Here is an 18,206-nt window from a genome sequence, read left to right on the forward strand (position 1 = left end):
TTATCGATTTTTGAAATTTTTCTCGATTGCTTTTATCATTTCACCAGCTATATCTTTATTGGTAGCTCCTTCGATTCCTTCTAAACCTGGCGAAGAATTTACTTCCAGTAATAATGGCCCTTTTGAAGAACGAATGATATCTACACCCGCTACTTTCAGATCCATTGCTTTTGTTGCTTTTATGGCGATGCGTTTTTCTTCTGGAGTAACTTTGATAATAGAAGCCGTTCCGCCCAAATGGATGTTGGCTCTAAATTCTCCTGGCATCGCTTCTCGCTGTATTGCTGCAACAACTTTACCATCTATTACAAAACAACGGATATCTTTTCCGTTAGCTTCTTTTATAAATTCCTGAACTAATATATTGGCATTTAAGCTTTTAAAAGCATTGATAACACTTTCTGCTGCTTTTTTTGTTTCCGCTAAAACCACTCCTTTTCCTTGCGTTCCTTCCAATAATTTAACAATCAATGGAGGTCCGCCTACCATTTTTATTAAATCATCAGTATCTAATGGTGAATTTGCAAATCCAGTAGTTGGAATTTCAACACCATGATTCAGTAATAATTGTAACGAATAAAGTTTATCACGGGATTGTGTAATCGCATGCGAAGAGTTTAAGCAATATACTTTTAGTGCTTCAAATTGTCTTGTTAACGCGCAGCCATAAAAGGTAATACTTGGGCGAATTCTAGGGATGATAGCATCAAATTGATTCAGTATTTTTCCACCACGATAATGAATTTCTGGTGTTTTTGCATCCAGTTTCATATAGCATTCCTTAATGTTCAGGAAGTGCATTTCGTGACCTCGCATTTCACCCGCTTCCATAATGCGTTTGTTGCTATATAATTCGGGATTACTAGCCAATAAGCCAATTCGTAATCCAGAACTTGCTTTTTCAGAATTCTTATAAAGTTCTTTTAAAGTGTCAGAAGTGGGTTGTCCCAAAAGGTATTTTTGTTCAGGATCTACTAAAACTCTACCACTCATAGCTTCACGTCCCAAAAGCATTCGAAATCCCATTGAATCTCGGTTGGTTAAGGTCATTTCAATTGGCCATGTAGAAGTACCGATTTGAAGGTTGGTTTGAATTACATAACGCTGCTCTCTAAAACCACTACTACTTTTTACTATTCTTTTATCGATAAGTGGCGCTTCACAGTGAATAACTGTTTTTAAATTATTTTGAATCGGGTTAATATCAAATTTTACCCAATTGCTTTCGTTTTTGATGAAAGGAGCAATGTTTATTGCATGTAAAGCAGAAGTTTTTGCCCCTGAATCTACTCGCGCTTTTATAGTAGGAATTCCTAATTCTGGAAAAGAGCACCACTCTTCACTCCCAAGAATGACTTTGTTATCTGACATAAAGTATTTTTAAAGGTCTCGTTATATTGAAATCAAATGTAAAAATTTGTTTTCTAAAATAAAGACTATTTAACATAAAGAATAAACCCGTTAGGTTATTAAAACGTAACGGGTTTATAGTATTTATTAGTATCTAAAATTAAAGATTAGTTGCTTCGCCTGCTTTGTGAACTTGCACGGTTAGTTCTTGAGCTCCTTCTTCAATATCCATAAATATTTCGTCTCCAGAGGCAATTTTTGAAGTAATTATTTCTTCAGCAAGTGCATCTTCAACGTATTTCTGAATCGCTCTTTTTAACGGTCTAGCACCAAATTGTCTATCAAAACCTTTATCAGCGATAAAAGCTTTTGCTTTATCAGAAAGATTTAATTGATATCCTAATTCAGCCACACGAGCATACAATTTTTTCAATTCGATTTCGATAATCAAATCAATATCATGTTTTTCTAAAGCATTAAATACAATTACATCATCAATTCTATTTAAGAATTCTGGAGCAAAAGTTTTCTTCAATGCATTTTCAATAATGCTTTTCGAATTATCATCAGCCTGAGCCACTTTAGCAGCAGTTCCAAAACCAACACCTTGTCCAAAATCTTTTAATTGTCTGGCTCCAACATTTGAAGTCATGATAATTATAGTATTTTTAAAATCAATTTTGCGACCTAAACTGTCGGTCAAATAACCATCATCTAATACTTGTAAAAGCATATTAAAAACATCTGGATGTGCTTTTTCGATCTCATCTAATAATACTACACAATAAGGTTTTCTACGAACTTTCTCTGTCAATTGTCCACCTTCTTCATAACCTACATATCCCGGAGGCGCTCCAACCAATCTAGAGATGGCAAATTTCTCCATGTATTCACTCATGTCAATACGAATCAAGGCATCTTCAGAGTCGAACAATTCTTTAGCTAATACTTTTGCTAATTGTGTTTTACCAACACCCGTTTGTCCCAAGAAAATAAAGGAACCAATAGGTTTGTTAGGATCTTTTAAACCAGCACGATTACGCTGAATAGAACGAGCAATTTTCATTACTGCTTCTTTTTGACCAATAACTTTTCCTTCAATAAGTTCTGGTAATTTTGCTAGTTTATTACTTTCTGTTTGTGCAATTCGATTCACAGGAATACCGCTCATCATTGAGACTACATCGGCAACATTATCCTCCGTTACTTCAATTCGGTTATTTTTAGCGTCTTCTTCCCATTGTTCCTGAGCAACGGCTAAATCTTTTTCGATGCGTTTTTCATCGTCACGAAGCTTAGCCGCTTCTTCATATTTTTGTTTTTTGACAACCACATTTTTCAATTCACGTACGTCTTCTAATTGACGTTCCAAATCTAAAATTTGTTTTGGAACTTCAATATTAGTGATGTGAACTCTTGATCCTGCTTCGTCCAAAGCATCAATCGCCTTGTCTGGCAAGAAGCGCTCTGACATATATCTATCTGTCAATTTTACACAAGCCTCAATCGCTTCTTGCGTATAAGTAACATTGTGATGATCTTCATATTTATTTTTAATGTTATTCAAAATTGTAATTGTTTCTTCAACTGATGTTGGTTCTACAATTATCTTTTGAAAACGTCTTTCTAATGCACCGTCTTTTTCAATATATTGACGGTATTCATCTAATGTTGTAGCACCAATACACTGAATTTCTCCACGTGCTAATGCAGGTTTAAACATATTGGAGGCGTCCAAAGAACCTGTTGCGCCACCAGCACCAACAATCGTATGAATTTCATCTATAAAAAGAATAATATCATCATTTTTTTCTAGTTCATTCATTACCGCTTTCATACGTTCTTCAAACTGTCCTCGGTATTTGGTTCCGGCAACAAGACTAGCAAGATCTAATGTAACGACGCGTTTGTTGAACAAGGTACGAGATACTTTTTTCTGGATGATCCTTAATGCTAAACCTTCAGCAATAGCTGATTTTCCAACTCCTGGTTCTCCTATTAGTAACGGGTTGTTCTTTTTACGACGACTCAAAATTTGAGAAACACGTTCAATTTCTTTTTCTCTTCCTACTACAGGATCTAGCTTTCCTTCCTCAGCCATTTCTGTTAAATCTCTCCCAAAATTATCTAAAACTGGAGTTTTGGATTTTTTGTTTGATTTATTGGCTGGGTTGTTAAAAGTGCCTTCTTTTAGACTGTCATCTTGTCCTGAATCGTCATTATAAGATTCGTTTCGGGGTAAATTTTCTAAAAAATCTTCTTCGTTTGGAGTCATATTTATATACTGTTCTTTAGCTATATCATAATCAATTTTTAGTTTATTCAATAGCTTGGTTGTTGGATCGTTTTCGTTTCTTAAAATGCACAATAATAAATGTGCTGTACTAATAGAAGAGCTTTGAAAAACTTTGGCTTCTAGGAAAGTAGTTTTTAATGCTCGTTCTGCTTGACGGGTTAGGTGCAAGTTCTTTTTCTCAATATTAATCTCTAAAGTTAAACTGGCAGGGCTCAGAATTTCTACTTTTCTGCGCAGGTGTTCCAAGTCAACATGTAGATTGTTTAATATTTGAATTGCTTTTCCATTTCCGTCTCTTAGAATACCTAGCATTAAATGTTCGGTGCCTATAAAGTCATGACCTAATCGTAGTGCTTCCTCTTTGCTGTAGGTAATAACGTCTTTTACTCTTGGTGAAAAATTATCATCCATAATATATATTTGCTATCGTAAATTTAGTGAATTAGTGTTTGGAAAACAAAAACTATTCCCATAACTGCTCGTGTCAGCTAATAGACAAAAAATATAATAATTTCAACGTTAAATTTCCCTTAAATTATTAACTAAAATGATTGTGGGTGTTGTTAATAAATCATTGAAATAAGTAGTCTAAAAGTAGCTAAAAAATTTCAAAAAGGTGTATATTGGCACGTTTTGAAACTAATATAATTTTTTAATATAACAACTTATGTCTGAAGGAGAAAAGTTAATTCCTATTAACATAGAAGATGAAATGAAATCAGCTTACATCGATTACTCGATGTCAGTAATCGTATCAAGAGCACTTCCAGATGTTAGAGATGGTTTGAAGCCAGTACATCGAAGAGTTCTTTATGGAATGTATGATTTAGGAGTGTTTTCAAATAAAGCCCATAAAAAATCCGCCAGAATTGTCGGTGAAGTTTTAGGTAAGTATCACCCACATGGTGACACTTCAGTTTATGATGCCATGGTTCGTATGGCTCAGGAGTGGAGTTTGCGTTATTTATTAGTAGATGGTCAAGGTAACTTTGGTTCTGTAGATGGAGATAGTCCAGCAGCAATGCGTTATACAGAAGCAAGAATGCGTAAAATTTCGGAAGAAATTATGGCTGACATCGAAAAAGAAACAGTCGACTTTCAATTGAACTTTGATGATACTTTATATGAGCCAAAAGTAATGCCAACGCGTGTTCCTACGTTATTAATTAATGGAGCAACAGGTATTGCTGTAGGTATGGCCACCAATATGCCTCCACACAACTTAACAGAAGTGATCAATGGTACTTTGGCATTTATGGACAACAATGATATCGAAATTGATGAATTGATGCACCATATTAAAGCTCCTGATTTTCCTACAGGAGGAGTTATATACGGTTATGAAGGTGTTCGCGAAGCTTTTAAAACTGGTAGAGGACGTGTTGTAATGCGTGCTAAAGTTGGTTTTGAAGAAGTAGATGGTAGAGAATGTATTATTGTTACCGAGATTCCTTACCAAGTTAATAAAGCAGACATGATCAAACGTACTGCTGATTTGGTTAATGATAAAAAAATTGACGGAATTGCCAATATTCGTGATGAATCGGATAGAAATGGTATGCGTATCGTTTACATCTTAAAACGCGATGCAACTCCAAACGTAGTTTTAAATACGCTTTATAAATACACTCAGCTACAGTCTTCATTTAGTGTTAATAATATTGCATTGGTAAAAGGGCGTCCGCAAATGTTGAATCTAAAAGAAATGATTCACTATTTTGTAGAACACCGCCATGATGTAGTGGTAAGAAGAACGCGTTTTGAATTGCGTAAAGCCGAAGAAAGAGCGCATATTTTAGAAGGTTTAATTATTGCTTCTGATAATATTGATGAAGTAATCGCTTTGATTAGAGGTTCGAAAAATACCGAAGAAGCTCGTGAAAAATTAATCGAAAGATTTAAATTATCAGATATTCAAGCGCGTGCTATTGTAGAAATGCGTTTGCGTCAATTAACAGGTCTGGAACAAGACAAGTTAAGAGCAGAGTATGAAGAGTTAATGAAATTAATAGCGCACTTAAAAGCTTTATTAGAAGATGTTAATCTTAGAACTGCTTTGATTAAAGAAGAGTTGGAAGAAATTCGTGAAAAATACGGAGACGAACGCCGTTCTAAAATTGAGTATTCTGGTGGAGATGTAAGTATCGAAGATTTAATTGCCGATGAAAATGTAGTAATTACTATTTCTCACGCAGGGTATATCAAACGTACTAACCTAACAGAATACAAAACTCAAAATAGAGGTGGAGTAGGACAAAAAAGTGCGGGTACAAGAGATCAAGATTTCTTAGAGCATATGTTTGTAGCGACCAATCATCAATACATGATGTTCTTTACTCAGAAAGGAAAATGTTTCTGGATGCGTGTTTATGAAATTCCAGAGGGAAGTAAAACAGCTAAAGGAAGAGCGATTCAAAACTTGGTTAATATAGAAAGTGACGATAAAGTAAAAGCTTTTATTTGTACACAAGATTTAAAAGACAAAGATTATATCAATAGTCATAACCTTATTATGGTGACCAAAAAAGGACAGGTTAAGAAAACTTCTTTAGAGAAATATTCTAAACCTAGAGTTAATGGTGTTGCAGCTATTACGATTAAAGAAGGAGATGAGTTGCTTGAAGCTAAATTAACCAATGGTGAAAGCCAAATTATACTAGCGGTAAAATCAGGTAAATTAGTTCGTTTTGAAGAAACTAAAACGCGCCCAATGGGTAGAACTGCTTCTGGAGTTCGTGGAATTACATTAAAAGATGATACCGATGAAGTAATTGGTATGGTTACTGTAGATAAAGAAAACATCAATGATTCTCAAATTTTAGTGGTAACCGAGAACGGATACGGAAAACGTACTAAATTGGTTGAAGATGGGGAAGATGTTTACCGAATTACAAACCGTGGAGGTAAAGGGGTTAAAACCTTAAATATTACCGAGAAAACGGGTAAGCTGATCTCTATTAATGCGGTTACAGATGCTGATGATTTAATGATTATTAATAAATCGGGTCTAACCATTAGAATGGCAATTGAGGATTTACGTGTGATGGGTCGTGCAACTCAAGGTGTTAAGTTGATTAACTTGAAAGGTAAAGATTCAATCGCGGCAGTTACAAAAGTGATGAAAGATGATGTGGCTGAAGTTGTAGTTGATGAAGATGGAAATGTAATTGAAACAGAAGCTATCGAAAGAGTAAAACCAGTAATGGAAGTGCTTGAAGAAGAAGTTTCTGAAGAAGAAGACGATGATTCTGAAAACGAAGAAGAATTGGAAGACGATTCTGAAGAAGAGGATTCTGACGATGAAGCATAGTTAAATTAAGAATAATTATTAAATAAAAGAATGTTATGAAAAGTAAATATGTAGTATTAGCATCAGCGTTATTGATATCAGTAGCTACTTTTGCTCAAAAAGATCAAATAAAAGCGGCTGAAAAAGCATTGAAAAAAGGAGAAGTTCAAGAAGCTGCTACCATATTAAAAGATGTTGAGTACTTAATCACCAATGCAGTTGATACTGAAAAAGCACAATATTTCTTTGTAAAAGGGAATACTTTTTTAGAATTAGCTAATAAAAAAATCGATACAGATAAAAATTTAAGTATTGCAGCTGCTGCATACAATGATTTAATCGAAGTAGAGAATGAATCTGGTAAAGCAAAGTTTTCTGCTCAAGCAGCATCTTCAATTACAGACATTAAGTTTCGATTAATTAATGCTGCTATTGCAGATTCTAAAGTAGATAAACATTCAGAAAGCGCAAAGAAATTATATGATGCTTATTTGTTAGACAAAAAAGATACTATTAATTTATATTATGCTGCTTCTACTTATGTTAATGCAAAAGAATATGATAAGGCATTAGATCTGTATCAAACATTAAAAAAATTAAATTATTCAGGTAAAGGAAAAGGTTTTTATGCAATAAGCAAATTAACAAATGCTGAAGATTTTTTTAATAATGAAAAAGAAAGAGATTTAGCAGTAAAATTAGGGACTCACGAAAAGCCTAGAACAGAAGTTATTGCTTCTAAAAGAGGAGAGATCTATAAAAACATGGCTTTAATTTTAGTTGAAAATGGTAAAACTGCCGAAGCTAAAAAAGCAATTTCTGAAGCAAGACTTGCCAATCCTGATGATACTTCATTAGTTTTGACAGAAGCTAATTTGTATTTAGAAACAAAAGATTTTGAAACTTACAAAAAATTAATAGGTGAGGTATTGGCTAAAAATCCTAATGATGCAGATTTAACATTTAACTTAGGTGTTATTAGCGGAAATGCAGGAAATAAAGTAGATGCCGAAAAATATTATTTAAAAGCTATCGAAATTAAACCTGATTACATCAATGCTTATATCAATCTTGCTGCTTTGAAACTGGAAGGTGAAAAAGTTATTATTGATGAAATGAACAAGTTAGGTACTTCTACAAAAGATATGAAGCGCTATGATGAGTTAAAAACAAAAAGAGATAACATTTTTAAAAGTGTGATTCCTTCTCTTAAAAAAGCATACGAATTAGATCCAGCTAATAAAGACGTTGCAAAAACATTATTGAATGTTTATAGTGCTTTAGAAATGACTGCTGAGTCAAAAGCATTAAAAGCTAAAATGTAATCTTTATTTATTGTTATAAAAAAAAACGGTTTGAAATATTTCAAACCGTTTTTTTTTTTTTAAATATTTAATTACTAAATATTAAATAATTTTTTTGATCACTCTTAATTTGTGAGTGTGTTTGTTAGTCTCTGCATTAAAAATTCCTAAATGATCCAAACGATCAATTCTGATTTTTCCGCTTGCATGGATGATGTAGTTGTCTTCCATGATGATTCCTACATGAATAATGTTTCCCTCCTCATTATCAAAGAAAGCTAAATCTCCTGCTTCACTTTCTTCAATAAAGCTTAGTGGTTCTCCTTGTGTAGATTGTTGTGATGCATCACGCAATAATTTATAACCATTTAATTTGTAAACCATTTGCGTAAAGCCCGAACAGTCTATCCCAAAGGGTGTTTTTCCTCCCCAAAGATAAGGGGCGTTTAAATACAGAAAAGCAGTATCTATTAAAAGTGATTTGTCTTTTATTCCGCTAGTTCGCACTCCTTCAAAATCAAAATTAGAGGTATTAATCTCATCGTAATTTAAAAAAGACAAAGAAGAACCTAAAGGAATTGGAATTAATAAATTGGATGGAGTAGTGATGTATTCGATCAAGTCACCATTCAATATGATTTTTTCGTTCGAAAGTTTTTTATAACTATCTTCTGAAATCAATTGCATTTGTTTAAAATCGATCCAGCCTTCGTAAGCGTCATATTGTAGTCTAACACGAGTCCATTGGTTCTGTTGTTCTACAATTTCAAAATGTTCTCCAAATAAAACTTGAGAGACAATTTCGCTTCTATCACTAGGTTCTAACCGAAGTGGGATCATTGCTAGATTACAAATTCCAAACATTTATGCTTAATTAGGAGTTAAATATGATGGGTTAGGACCTGATTGTATCCTAACCCATCAGTTATATTTATTTAGATTCTTTCAATTACAATAGCTGAAGCACCACCACCACCATTACAAATGGCTGCAGCACCAACTTTGGCATTGTTTTGTTCTAAAACATTTAATAAAGTAACGATAATTCTAACTCCAGAGCAACCTAGCGGGTGACCTAAAGATACAGCTCCACCGTTTACGTTTACTTTGTCATTTGATAAACCTAGAATTTTAGTATTTGCTAACCCAACAACTGCAAAGGCTTCATTAAACTCAAAATAATCAACAGCATCTATAGAAATACCTGCTTTGTCTAATGCCTTTGGTAATGCTTTAGCTGGACTAGTGGTAAACCATTTTGGCTCTTGTGCTGCGTCTGCATATCCTTTGATATAGGCTAATGGTTTAAGACCTAAAGCTAGTGCTTTTTCTTCACTCATTAAGATTACAGCTGCTGCACCATCATTTATTGTAGATGCATTTGCTGCTGTAACAGTACCGTCTTTAGTAAAAACTGGGTTTAAAGAAGGAATTTTGTCTAATTTAACATTAGTAAACTCTTCGTCTTTAGAAACCATGATTGGGTCTCCTTTTCTTTGTGGAACAGCAACCGGTACAATTTCATTGTCAAATTTTCCAGCTTCCCAAGCTTTTGCACTACGCTCATACGATTGAATTGCGAAGTTATCTTGATCTTCACGGGTAAAGTTGTATTCAGTTGCGCACAAGTCAGCACAAACTCCCATTGCGCTGTTGTCGTAAGCATCTGTTAGTCCATCTTTCTGCATTCCGTCAACCATTGTTGCAGGACCAAACTTTGTTCCTGATCGCAAGTTCATATAATGTGGAATCAAACTCATGTTTTCCATTCCTCCGGCAACTACAATTTCTGCATCGCCACATTGTATGGCTTGAGCGCCTAGCATTACTGCTTTCATTCCTGAAGCACAAACTTTATTTATTGTGGTGCAGGCCACAGATTCATTTAATCCTGCATATATAGCGGCTTGACGAGCGGGAGCCTGTCCGGTTCCAGCTTGAACGACGTTACCCATAAATACTTCATCAACTAAATTTGGATCTAGTTTGATTTTGTCTAGTGCGCCTTTTATAGCTGCAGCACCTAATTTAGGAGCAGTAACTGTAGATAATCCCCCCATAAAACTTCCGATAGGTGTTCTAACGGCAGAAACGATAACAACTCTTTTGTTCATGACTTTCATAATGTTGGTTTATGTAGCAAATTTAATCTTTTTTATACAATTTCATATTTTTGAGGCTCACATTATATTTTGTAAAAATTATTTTTATTCTATATGTTTGATTGTGAAGTGCTTTTGTGAAAATGTCAAAAAATATTAAAAAAAAGCCTCGAAATACTTGTGAGTAACATAAAGAAGTCATAAGTTTGCAACCGCAAAACAAGACACGTTTCTTTGAGCTTGGAGAGGTGCCAGAGTGGTAATGGAGCAGTTTGCTAAACTGTCATCGAGTGATCGGTGCCAGGGTTCGAGTCCCTGTCTCTCCGCTGTTATGATTTTGTTTTTTCGGGGTGTAGCGTAGCTCGGTTATCGCGCCTGCTTTGGGAGCAGGAGGCCGCAGGTTCGAATCCTGCCACCCCGACAAATTAAACTTTTTCCATTTAAGTTTTAAAAGATAAATGGAGGCATAGCTCAGCTGGATAGAGCACCTGCCTTCTAAGCAGGCGGTCGAAGGTTCGAATCCTTCTGCCTTCACAAAAACCGATACTTTTATAAGTATCGGTTTTTTTTTGCTGTTTTTTTTACTTTCTAACACGATCAAAAATGCAAATTTTGCACAAAAGTGCATTCAAATTGCAAACAACGATCACTACTTATTCTTCCAGTTTTAAAAACTATAAAAAATGTTACTACTTTGCGGTTTTTCGTAAGTATTAACCTTGTTTTTTCAATATATTAGCAAATTGAATTTCCAATATTATTTTGATTGTGAAACAATTATTTATTTCATAAACTGACTAAAAGGAGACTCAAAATACGATACCTTAGAACTCTAAAATAAAATTGAATAAATACCATAAATGGCAGCCGAACAAAAACAAAAATTAGAACAACAACTCTGGAACATTGCAAACACCCTTCGTGGTAAAATGGATGCAGACGATTTTAGAGATTACATATTAGGTTTCATTTTCTACAAGTACTTAAGTACTAAAATGGATCTGTATGCCAACCAAATACTGCAACCCGACGGATTAACTTTTGGTGACATCATCGGGCATGCTGACGAAGCATTGTTGATGCAAGAAGTAAAACAATTGGCCATTGACAAACTGGGCTTTTTCTTAGAACCCTCAGAGTTATTTTCTGAATTGGCAAAAAGAGGAAACGCCGGCGGAAAAAACAATTTCATTTTAGGTGATCTCGCCAAAGTACTCACGCACATCGAGCAAAGTACGATGGGATCAGAAAGCGAAGAAGATTTCGGAAACTTATTTTCTGACTTAGATTTAACCTCTCACAAACTCGGGAAATCAGAAAGTGATAAAAACGAATTAATTGTAAAAGTGCTCACGCATTTAGACGAAATTGATTTTGATCTCGAAAATGTGGATAGCGATGTCCTCGGCGATGCTTACGAATATCTCATTGGGCAATTTGCCAGTGGAGCAGGAAAAAAAGCAGGAGAATTTTACACACCGCAACAAGTAAGTAGTGTTCTCGCACAATTGGTAACGGTTGGAAAAGACAAACTAAAAAGCGTTTACGATCCTACTTGCGGTTCGGGCTCTTTATTATTGCGTGTGGCCAAAGAAGTGAAAGATGTAAGCGCTTTTTACGGACAAGAAATGAATCCTACCACCTACAACCTTTGTCGGATGAACATGATTATGCACGACGTACATTACAAACGTTTTGACATCAAGAACGAAGATACTTTAGAGCGTCCGCAACATATCGACCAGCGTTTTGAAGCCATTGTAGCCAATCCGCCGTTTTCGGCAAATTGGAGTGCTAACCCAATGTTCATGACCGATGACCGATTTTCTGCTTTCGGAAAATTGGCGCCGAGTAGCAAAGCCGATTTTGCTTTTGTACAACACATGATTCATCAATTAGACGATAACGGAACCATGGCAATTGTGTTACCGCACGGCGTTTTGTTTCGTGGTGGCGCCGAAGGTCACATTCGGAAATACTTGATTGAAGACAAAAATTATCTCGATGCCGTAATTGGTTTGCCCGCAAATATTTTTTACGGAACCTCGATTCCGACTTGCATCATGGTATTCAAGAAAAATAGAACGCATACAAATGATGTTTTATTTATAGATGCCAGCCAGCATTTTGATAAAGTAAAAACCCAAAATGTATTGCTAGACGAGCACATTGACAAAATTATAAATACCTATAAAAACCGCACCGAAGAAGATAAATATTCCGCCATTGCCCCAATTAAATCGGGTACAGACGCGATGCATCGCGTCTCCACATCGCATCGCGTCTCTACATCAATTGCCGAAAACGATTACAACCTAAACATCCCGCGCTATGTAGATACCTTCGAAGCCGAAGACAGCATTGATATTAACGCCATTGCCAATGAAATAAAAGCACTGGATTTACAAATTGAAGAAAACGATCAATCAATAGCCTCTTTTTGTGCCGAATTGAACATCAAAACCCCATTTTAAGGATGAAAAACAATCAAAATAACAATTTGGGCGTTTCCCTATCGGGTCAGGCTATCCGTTTCAATCTTTTTGTGGGCAAAAGAAGGCCCACAAAAAGGATTTCCACTGCTATCCTTAACGCAAAACCCTGCTAACTATGGAAAAATCACTACCACAATTGCGTTTTCCTGGGTTTGAAGGGGAATGGGAAGAGAATATGCTTGGTAATTTAATTAAGATAAAAAGTGGAAATAGTCCGTCATCTTTTAATTTATTAAAAGAAGGAAATTATCCATTTATAAAAGTTGAAGAACTAAATAATTGTATTAAATATCAAAATTTAAGTAGGTTTTATTGCAATGAAAGCAAAAATTTAGTTGAAAAAAATTCAGTAATCTTCCCTAAAAGAGGAGCTGCAATTCTTAATAATAAAGTTAGAATAAATGACTGTGAAATTTTGATGGATAGTAATATGATGGCAATTACTCCTATAAAAGATAAAATAAATCATGAGTTTCTTTTTTATAAAATAATTAAAGAAGAATTATATAAAATTGCTGATACATCAACAATACCACAAATTAACAATAAGCATATTGAACCTTACAGGATAACTTTTCCTGATATTATTGAACAAACCAAAATCGCAACATTCCTAACCGAAGTCGATAAAAAATTAACCGCCTTAAAACAAAAGAAAACCCTTTTAGAGCAATACAAAAAAGGCGTAATGCAACAAATTTTCTCGCAACAACTACGATTTAAGGATGATAATGGTAATGATTTTCCGGATTGGGAAGAGAAAAAGTTGGGGGAAATAGCTAAGTTTTCAAAAGGTAAAAACATATCAAAATCAGATATAAGTGATGATGGTATTTACGAATGTATTAGGTATGGGCAATTGTACACTCATTATAAAGAAACAATAAATAATATAATTTCCAAAACTAATTTGCCTGCAAAAAAATTAGTTTTTAGTAAATATAATGATATAATTATCCCAGCTTCAGGTGAGACACAATTAGATATCGCAACAGCTTCATGTGTTTTGAAAGATGGTGTAGCATTAGGTGGAGATTTAAATATTATCAAGACAGATAGTAATGGTGTTTATTTATCATATTATTTAAATTATTATAAAAAACAAGATATTGCAAATCTTGCGCAGGGCATTTCAGTAGTTCATTTATATGCTAAGCAATTATCTATTTTACAATTATCTATTCCCATATTAAAAGAACAAACCAAAATCGCCAATTTTTTATCTGCAATTGATGAAAAAATCAACCATTGTCAGGGACAAATAGAAAAAATGCAGGTTTGGAAAAAAGGATTGTTGCAACAATTGTTTGTGTAAAATGCAATGCGTTTGGTCGCACAATACGTGTCGGTGGCACCCAACAAAACCAAAACCAACAAAATATCATGAACAAATACCAAAACAAATACCGCATTCCATCCACCCGATTGCAAAATTGGGATTATGGTGCAATGGGTGCCTATTTCGTAACCATCTGCACCCAAAATAGGGAACATTTTTTTGGCAAAATTGTACAAACGCAATGCATTGTAGAGACGCATTGCAATGCATCTCTACAAAATGAAATGGTATTATCTGATATTGGAAAAAAGGTAGAACAAGAATGGCTGAAAACAATTGAATTACGACCAGATATGAATTTAGAATTAGGCAATTTTGTGGTAATGCCCAATCATTTTCACGGAATATTGATTATTGGGAAAAATGAATTTAATTCTTAACAGGAAATTGCAACGGGAATTGAATCGGGAATTGAATCGGGAATTGAATCGCGAATTGAATCGCGAATTGAATCGCGTCGTACAGACGCGATGCATCGCGTCTCTAGCGATACCAATAAAACAAATAAATTTGGACCACAATCAAAAAATTTGGCATCCATTATTCGCGGATTCAAATCGGCCGTTACCACCTACAGCAGAACAAATGGAAATACCAATTTTGGTTGGCAACCCCGTTTTCACGATCATATTATTCGAAATTCATTTGAATTTGAAAGAATACAAAATTATATAGAACAGAATCCTGCAAAATGGGCAGCAGACAAATTTTATAAATAAAACTATGGCACATCAATCGGAAGCACAATTAGAAAACAACCTAATCCAGCAATTAATTGGTTTAGGCTACGCAGCTGTAAAAATTCAAGATGGAGATGCCTTGGTTGCTAATCTCAAAAAGCAACTGGAATTGTTTAATAAAACCAGTTTTACTGCTAAGGAATTTGATGCTGTTTTAAATCATCTGGCAAAAGGCAATGTGTTTGAAAAAGCCAAAACGCTGCGCGATCGTTTTCAATTGACTAAAGAAGATGGGACTTCGTTTTATGTTCGTTTTTTTAATACCGAAGATTGGAATTCTAATGTATATCAAGTCACCAACCAAATCAGTTTAGAAGGAAGTTACAAAAACCGTTTTGATGTAACGCTTTTGGTCAACGGTTTGCCTTTGGTACAAATAGAACTCAAACGTTCTGGAATTGAGATAAAAGAAGCCTTTAACCAAATTAATAGGTATCAAAAACATTCGTTTTGGAGTACGCATAGTTTGTTTCAATACGTACAACTTTTTGTGATTAGCAATGGTATAGAAACGAAGTATTTGGCCAATAACGAATTACAATCGGTCAAGCAAACCTTCTTTTGGGCTGATGAAACGAATAAAAATATTAAAGAATTAATTCCTTTTGCAAAGGCTTTCTTAAATCCCAATCATTTAGGTAAAATGGTGGCGCATTATATCGTCATCAACGAAACCCACAAAATAATGATGGTTTTGCGTCCGTATCAATATTTTGCTACCGAAGCGATTATCAAACAAGTCAATAATTCTCAAGACAACGCTTACATTTGGCATACTACAGGTTCCGGAAAAACCTTGACTTCGTTCAAAGCCAGTCAAATTTTAATGGATTTGCCCGACGTTCACAAAGTAGTTTTCGTAGTCGATAGAAAAGATTTGGATTATCAAACCATGAATGAATTCAACGCTTTCAAGAAAGACAGTGTTGATGTAACCGATAATACACAATCCTTAGTACGACAACTTACGGATAATACGAAACTGGTTTTAACTACGATTCAAAAGTTAAATAATGCCGTTTCAGACCGATTTAAAAATAGTATAGAACCGCTACGACATAAGAAGATTGTTTTCATTTTTGATGAATGCCATCGTTCTCAATTTGGGGAAACCCACGAACGCATTACTAAGTTTTTCGAGAAAAGTCAGTTAATTGGTTTTACAGGAACGCCTATTTTTGCTGAAAACGCTTCAAAAAACGAAAAAGGAAAACGCACCACCAAAGATTTATTTGGCAATTGCCTGCATAAATATGTAATTACCGATGCAATTCACGATCAAAACGTATTGCGTTTCGGAATAGAATATATAGGGAAATACAAAAACAAAAGTAGAGACAAGATGCATCGTTTCTCTACTTTTATTGATATCGAAGTAGAAGACATTGACAAACAAGAAGTAATGGATTCTCCCAATCGCATTGAGAAAATTGTCGATTATATTATTGCCTATCACGATCAGAAAACATTCAATAAACAATATTCGGCACTATTAACGGTAAGCAGTATCGATAATGCTGTAAAATATTATGATTTTTTTCAACAGAAAAAAGAAGCAGGAGCACATGATTTACGAATAGCGACTATTTTTACGTATGGTGCCAACGAAGATTCTAAGGATGCTCAAGATTACCTTCCAGAAGAATCGGAATATGACCTCGCAGCAGAACCGCAAAGCAGCTATAACTCAAATCACAGCAGAGATAAATTAGAAACCTATATTGGACATTACAACCAAATCTTTGGAACAAGTTTTTCGACAAAAGATTCGCAACTATTTCAAGATTATTTCAAGAATATCAGTCAGCGTTTGAAAGATCGGGAGCGAAAAAACTTTAACGACGAGAAAGATCGCTTGGATATTGTAATCGTTGTAAATATGATGCTTACAGGTTTTGATGCTAAAAAAGTAAACACGTTGTATGTCGATAAAAACTTGAAGCAACACGGTTTAATTCAAGCCTATTCCAGAACAAACAGAATATTAGGCGAACAGAAATCGCAAGGAAATATTTTAGCTTTTAGAAATCTTAAAAAAGCCACAGACGATGCTATTACTTTGTTTTCGAACAAAGATGCCGTAGATGTGGTGACGATGCCGGACTATGAAAAAATTGCCGAAAAATTTGAGGAAGCTCTAAAAGCTTTACGCGAAATTACGCCCACTTATGAAAGCGTAAACGACTTAAAAGACGAAGAAGCCGAAGCATTGTTTGTACAAGCGTTTCGAAAGTTATTGCGTTCTATGAATGTCTTGCAATCTTACACTAATTTTGATTGGGACGATTTACCAATTGACGAGCAAGAATTTGAAGATTACAAAAGCAAATATTTGGGCTTGTACGAAAAAGTAGCGCAAGAGCGTGCCGTACAAAAAACGTCTATCCTGGATGATATTGATTTTGAATTGGAGTTGATTCATCGTGATAAAATTGGAGTGGCTTATATTCTAAAATTACTTTCACAGATGAAAGGCGCCAATACTTCAGAAGCCAAAGCCCAACGAAAAGCCATTATCGATTTGTTAGGCGGAGACATTAAATTGAGAAGCAAACGAGAATTGATTCAGAAATTCATTGATGAGAACATGCCGAAAATTAAAGACGGTGATGCTATTGAGGAGGAATTTGAGAAATTCTGGCAGGAGCAAAAAGTCTTAGCCTTAGGAAAACTCTGCGAAGACGAAAATTTAGACAAAGCGCAATTTAAAGCTTTAATTGATGCTTACATTTACAGCGGTCGAGAACCCATAAAAGATGAAGTTTTTCAGTGTTTGGATAACCGACCAAGCATTTTACAAGCCAGAGTGATTGGTGATCGCATTATTGCCAAGATGAAAGAGTTCGTGCAGATTTTTGAAAGGGGAATGGTAGCTTAATGAAATTAATTTAAAACAATATATGTTAGATTAATAAGTTTATGGGACTTTACAAATTGATGTCAACTAAATTCAAATACCTTATCTGGTAAAATTTATTATTTAGTTAGAATAAAAATATAATTACATCATAAATATAAATGGCAAACAATTCCTTCTATTCAGGAGTTGCTTGCCATTTTTATAAATTACAACTATTTTATTTACACCGATTTGCCTTTTTTATTTTCGGAATAATCATTAAAATAAATTAATTTTATAGGGGTGTTTTTCCTGTAATGCAAAGCTATTTTATCTTTATGTTTCTTATTTGCTGTTTTAAAATCAAATAATTTGATATTGCTTAATTTTTATGACGGTATTTAATTGCTTTACAAAAAGGTTTAACTGCTAAATTAACTTTGTTGAGTTTA

The 18,206-nt window shown here is 34.5% G+C and carries 11 protein-coding genes and 3 tRNA genes; 10 read left to right on the forward strand and 4 right to left on the reverse strand.

Going from position 1 to position 18,206, the window contains the following annotated elements; genetic code table 11:
- Positions 1 to 1,371 carry a 30S ribosomal protein S6--L-glutamate ligase gene (gene rimK / locus J3S90_RS10905; RefSeq protein ID WP_188050334.1) on the reverse strand — a complete coding sequence of 457 codons (1,371 nt, stop codon included), beginning with the start codon at positions 1,369 to 1,371 and terminating at the stop codon, positions 1 to 3.
- A gap of 139 nt (positions 1,372 to 1,510) precedes the next feature.
- Complete coding sequence (locus J3S90_RS10910) at positions 1,511 to 4,057, reverse strand: ATP-dependent Clp protease ATP-binding subunit (RefSeq protein WP_188050335.1); 2,547 nt, start codon at positions 4,055 to 4,057, stop codon at positions 1,511 to 1,513.
- Positions 4,058 to 4,313: 256 nt separating this feature from the next.
- Between J3S90_RS10910 and gyrA the strand changes: the two genes are divergently transcribed.
- Both gyrA and J3S90_RS10920 read left to right on the forward strand, forming a co-directional pair.
- Positions 4,314 to 6,956: a DNA gyrase subunit A gene (gene gyrA, locus J3S90_RS10915; protein WP_210646231.1), complete on the forward strand. Its 2,643-nt coding sequence runs from the start codon at positions 4,314 to 4,316 to the stop codon at positions 6,954 to 6,956.
- Positions 6,957 to 6,991: 35 nt separating this feature from the next.
- Positions 6,992 to 8,260, forward strand: coding sequence for a tetratricopeptide repeat protein (locus J3S90_RS10920; protein ID WP_210646232.1), 1,269 nt, complete (start codon positions 6,992 to 6,994; stop codon positions 8,258 to 8,260).
- 81 nt (positions 8,261 to 8,341) lie between these two features.
- Here the strand turns inward: J3S90_RS10920 and J3S90_RS10925 are convergent, their stop codons facing one another.
- On the reverse strand, positions 8,342 to 9,103 hold the full coding sequence (locus J3S90_RS10925; protein ID WP_210646233.1) for a C40 family peptidase: 762 nt from the start codon (positions 9,101 to 9,103) through the stop codon (positions 8,342 to 8,344).
- Between the two features lie 71 nt (positions 9,104 to 9,174).
- A complete protein-coding gene (locus tag J3S90_RS10930; protein WP_210646417.1) occupies positions 9,175 to 10,353 on the reverse strand; it encodes an acetyl-CoA C-acyltransferase in 1,179 nt (392 codons plus the stop codon).
- A 230-nt stretch (positions 10,354 to 10,583) separates the two neighbouring features.
- On the opposite strand from J3S90_RS10930, the gene J3S90_RS10935 reads away from it, so the two are divergent.
- The 8 genes from J3S90_RS10935 to J3S90_RS10970 all read left to right on the forward strand — a co-directional run bounded on the left by J3S90_RS10935 (position 10,584) and on the right by J3S90_RS10970 (position 17,793).
- Positions 10,584 to 10,667: transfer RNA gene (locus J3S90_RS10935), tRNA-Ser, on the forward strand.
- A 20-nt stretch (positions 10,668 to 10,687) separates the two neighbouring features.
- Positions 10,688 to 10,762 (forward strand) — tRNA-Pro (locus J3S90_RS10940).
- Between the two features lie 39 nt (positions 10,763 to 10,801).
- Positions 10,802 to 10,875, forward strand: a tRNA-Arg gene (locus tag J3S90_RS10945).
- A 326-nt stretch (positions 10,876 to 11,201) separates the two neighbouring features.
- The gene (locus tag J3S90_RS10950) at positions 11,202 to 12,815 is read left to right on the forward strand and encodes a type I restriction-modification system subunit M (protein ID WP_210646234.1); all 1,614 of its coding nucleotides are present in this window, start codon (positions 11,202 to 11,204) and stop codon (positions 12,813 to 12,815) included.
- 136 nt (positions 12,816 to 12,951) lie between these two features.
- Positions 12,952 to 14,151: a restriction endonuclease subunit S gene (locus tag J3S90_RS10955; RefSeq protein WP_210646235.1), complete on the forward strand. Its 1,200-nt coding sequence runs from the start codon at positions 12,952 to 12,954 to the stop codon at positions 14,149 to 14,151.
- Complete coding sequence (locus tag J3S90_RS10960) at positions 14,115 to 14,555, forward strand: transposase (RefSeq protein ID WP_210646236.1); 441 nt, start codon at positions 14,115 to 14,117, stop codon at positions 14,553 to 14,555. The genes J3S90_RS10955 and J3S90_RS10960 overlap by 37 nt, the downstream gene beginning before the upstream one ends.
- Before the next feature lie 150 nt (positions 14,556 to 14,705).
- Positions 14,706 to 14,894, forward strand: coding sequence for a hypothetical protein (locus J3S90_RS10965; protein ID WP_210646433.1), 189 nt, complete (start codon positions 14,706 to 14,708; stop codon positions 14,892 to 14,894).
- Between the two features lie 4 nt (positions 14,895 to 14,898).
- Positions 14,899 to 17,793 (forward strand): type I restriction endonuclease subunit R, encoded by a 2,895-nt coding sequence (locus tag J3S90_RS10970; RefSeq protein WP_210646237.1) that lies wholly within the window; start codon positions 14,899 to 14,901, stop codon positions 17,791 to 17,793.
- The last annotated feature ends 413 nt before the right edge of the window (positions 17,794 to 18,206 follow it).

It is taken from the genome of Flavobacterium flabelliforme (genome assembly GCF_017948675.1).
GTDB classification, from domain to species: domain Bacteria; phylum Bacteroidota; class Bacteroidia; order Flavobacteriales; family Flavobacteriaceae; genus Flavobacterium; species Flavobacterium pygoscelis.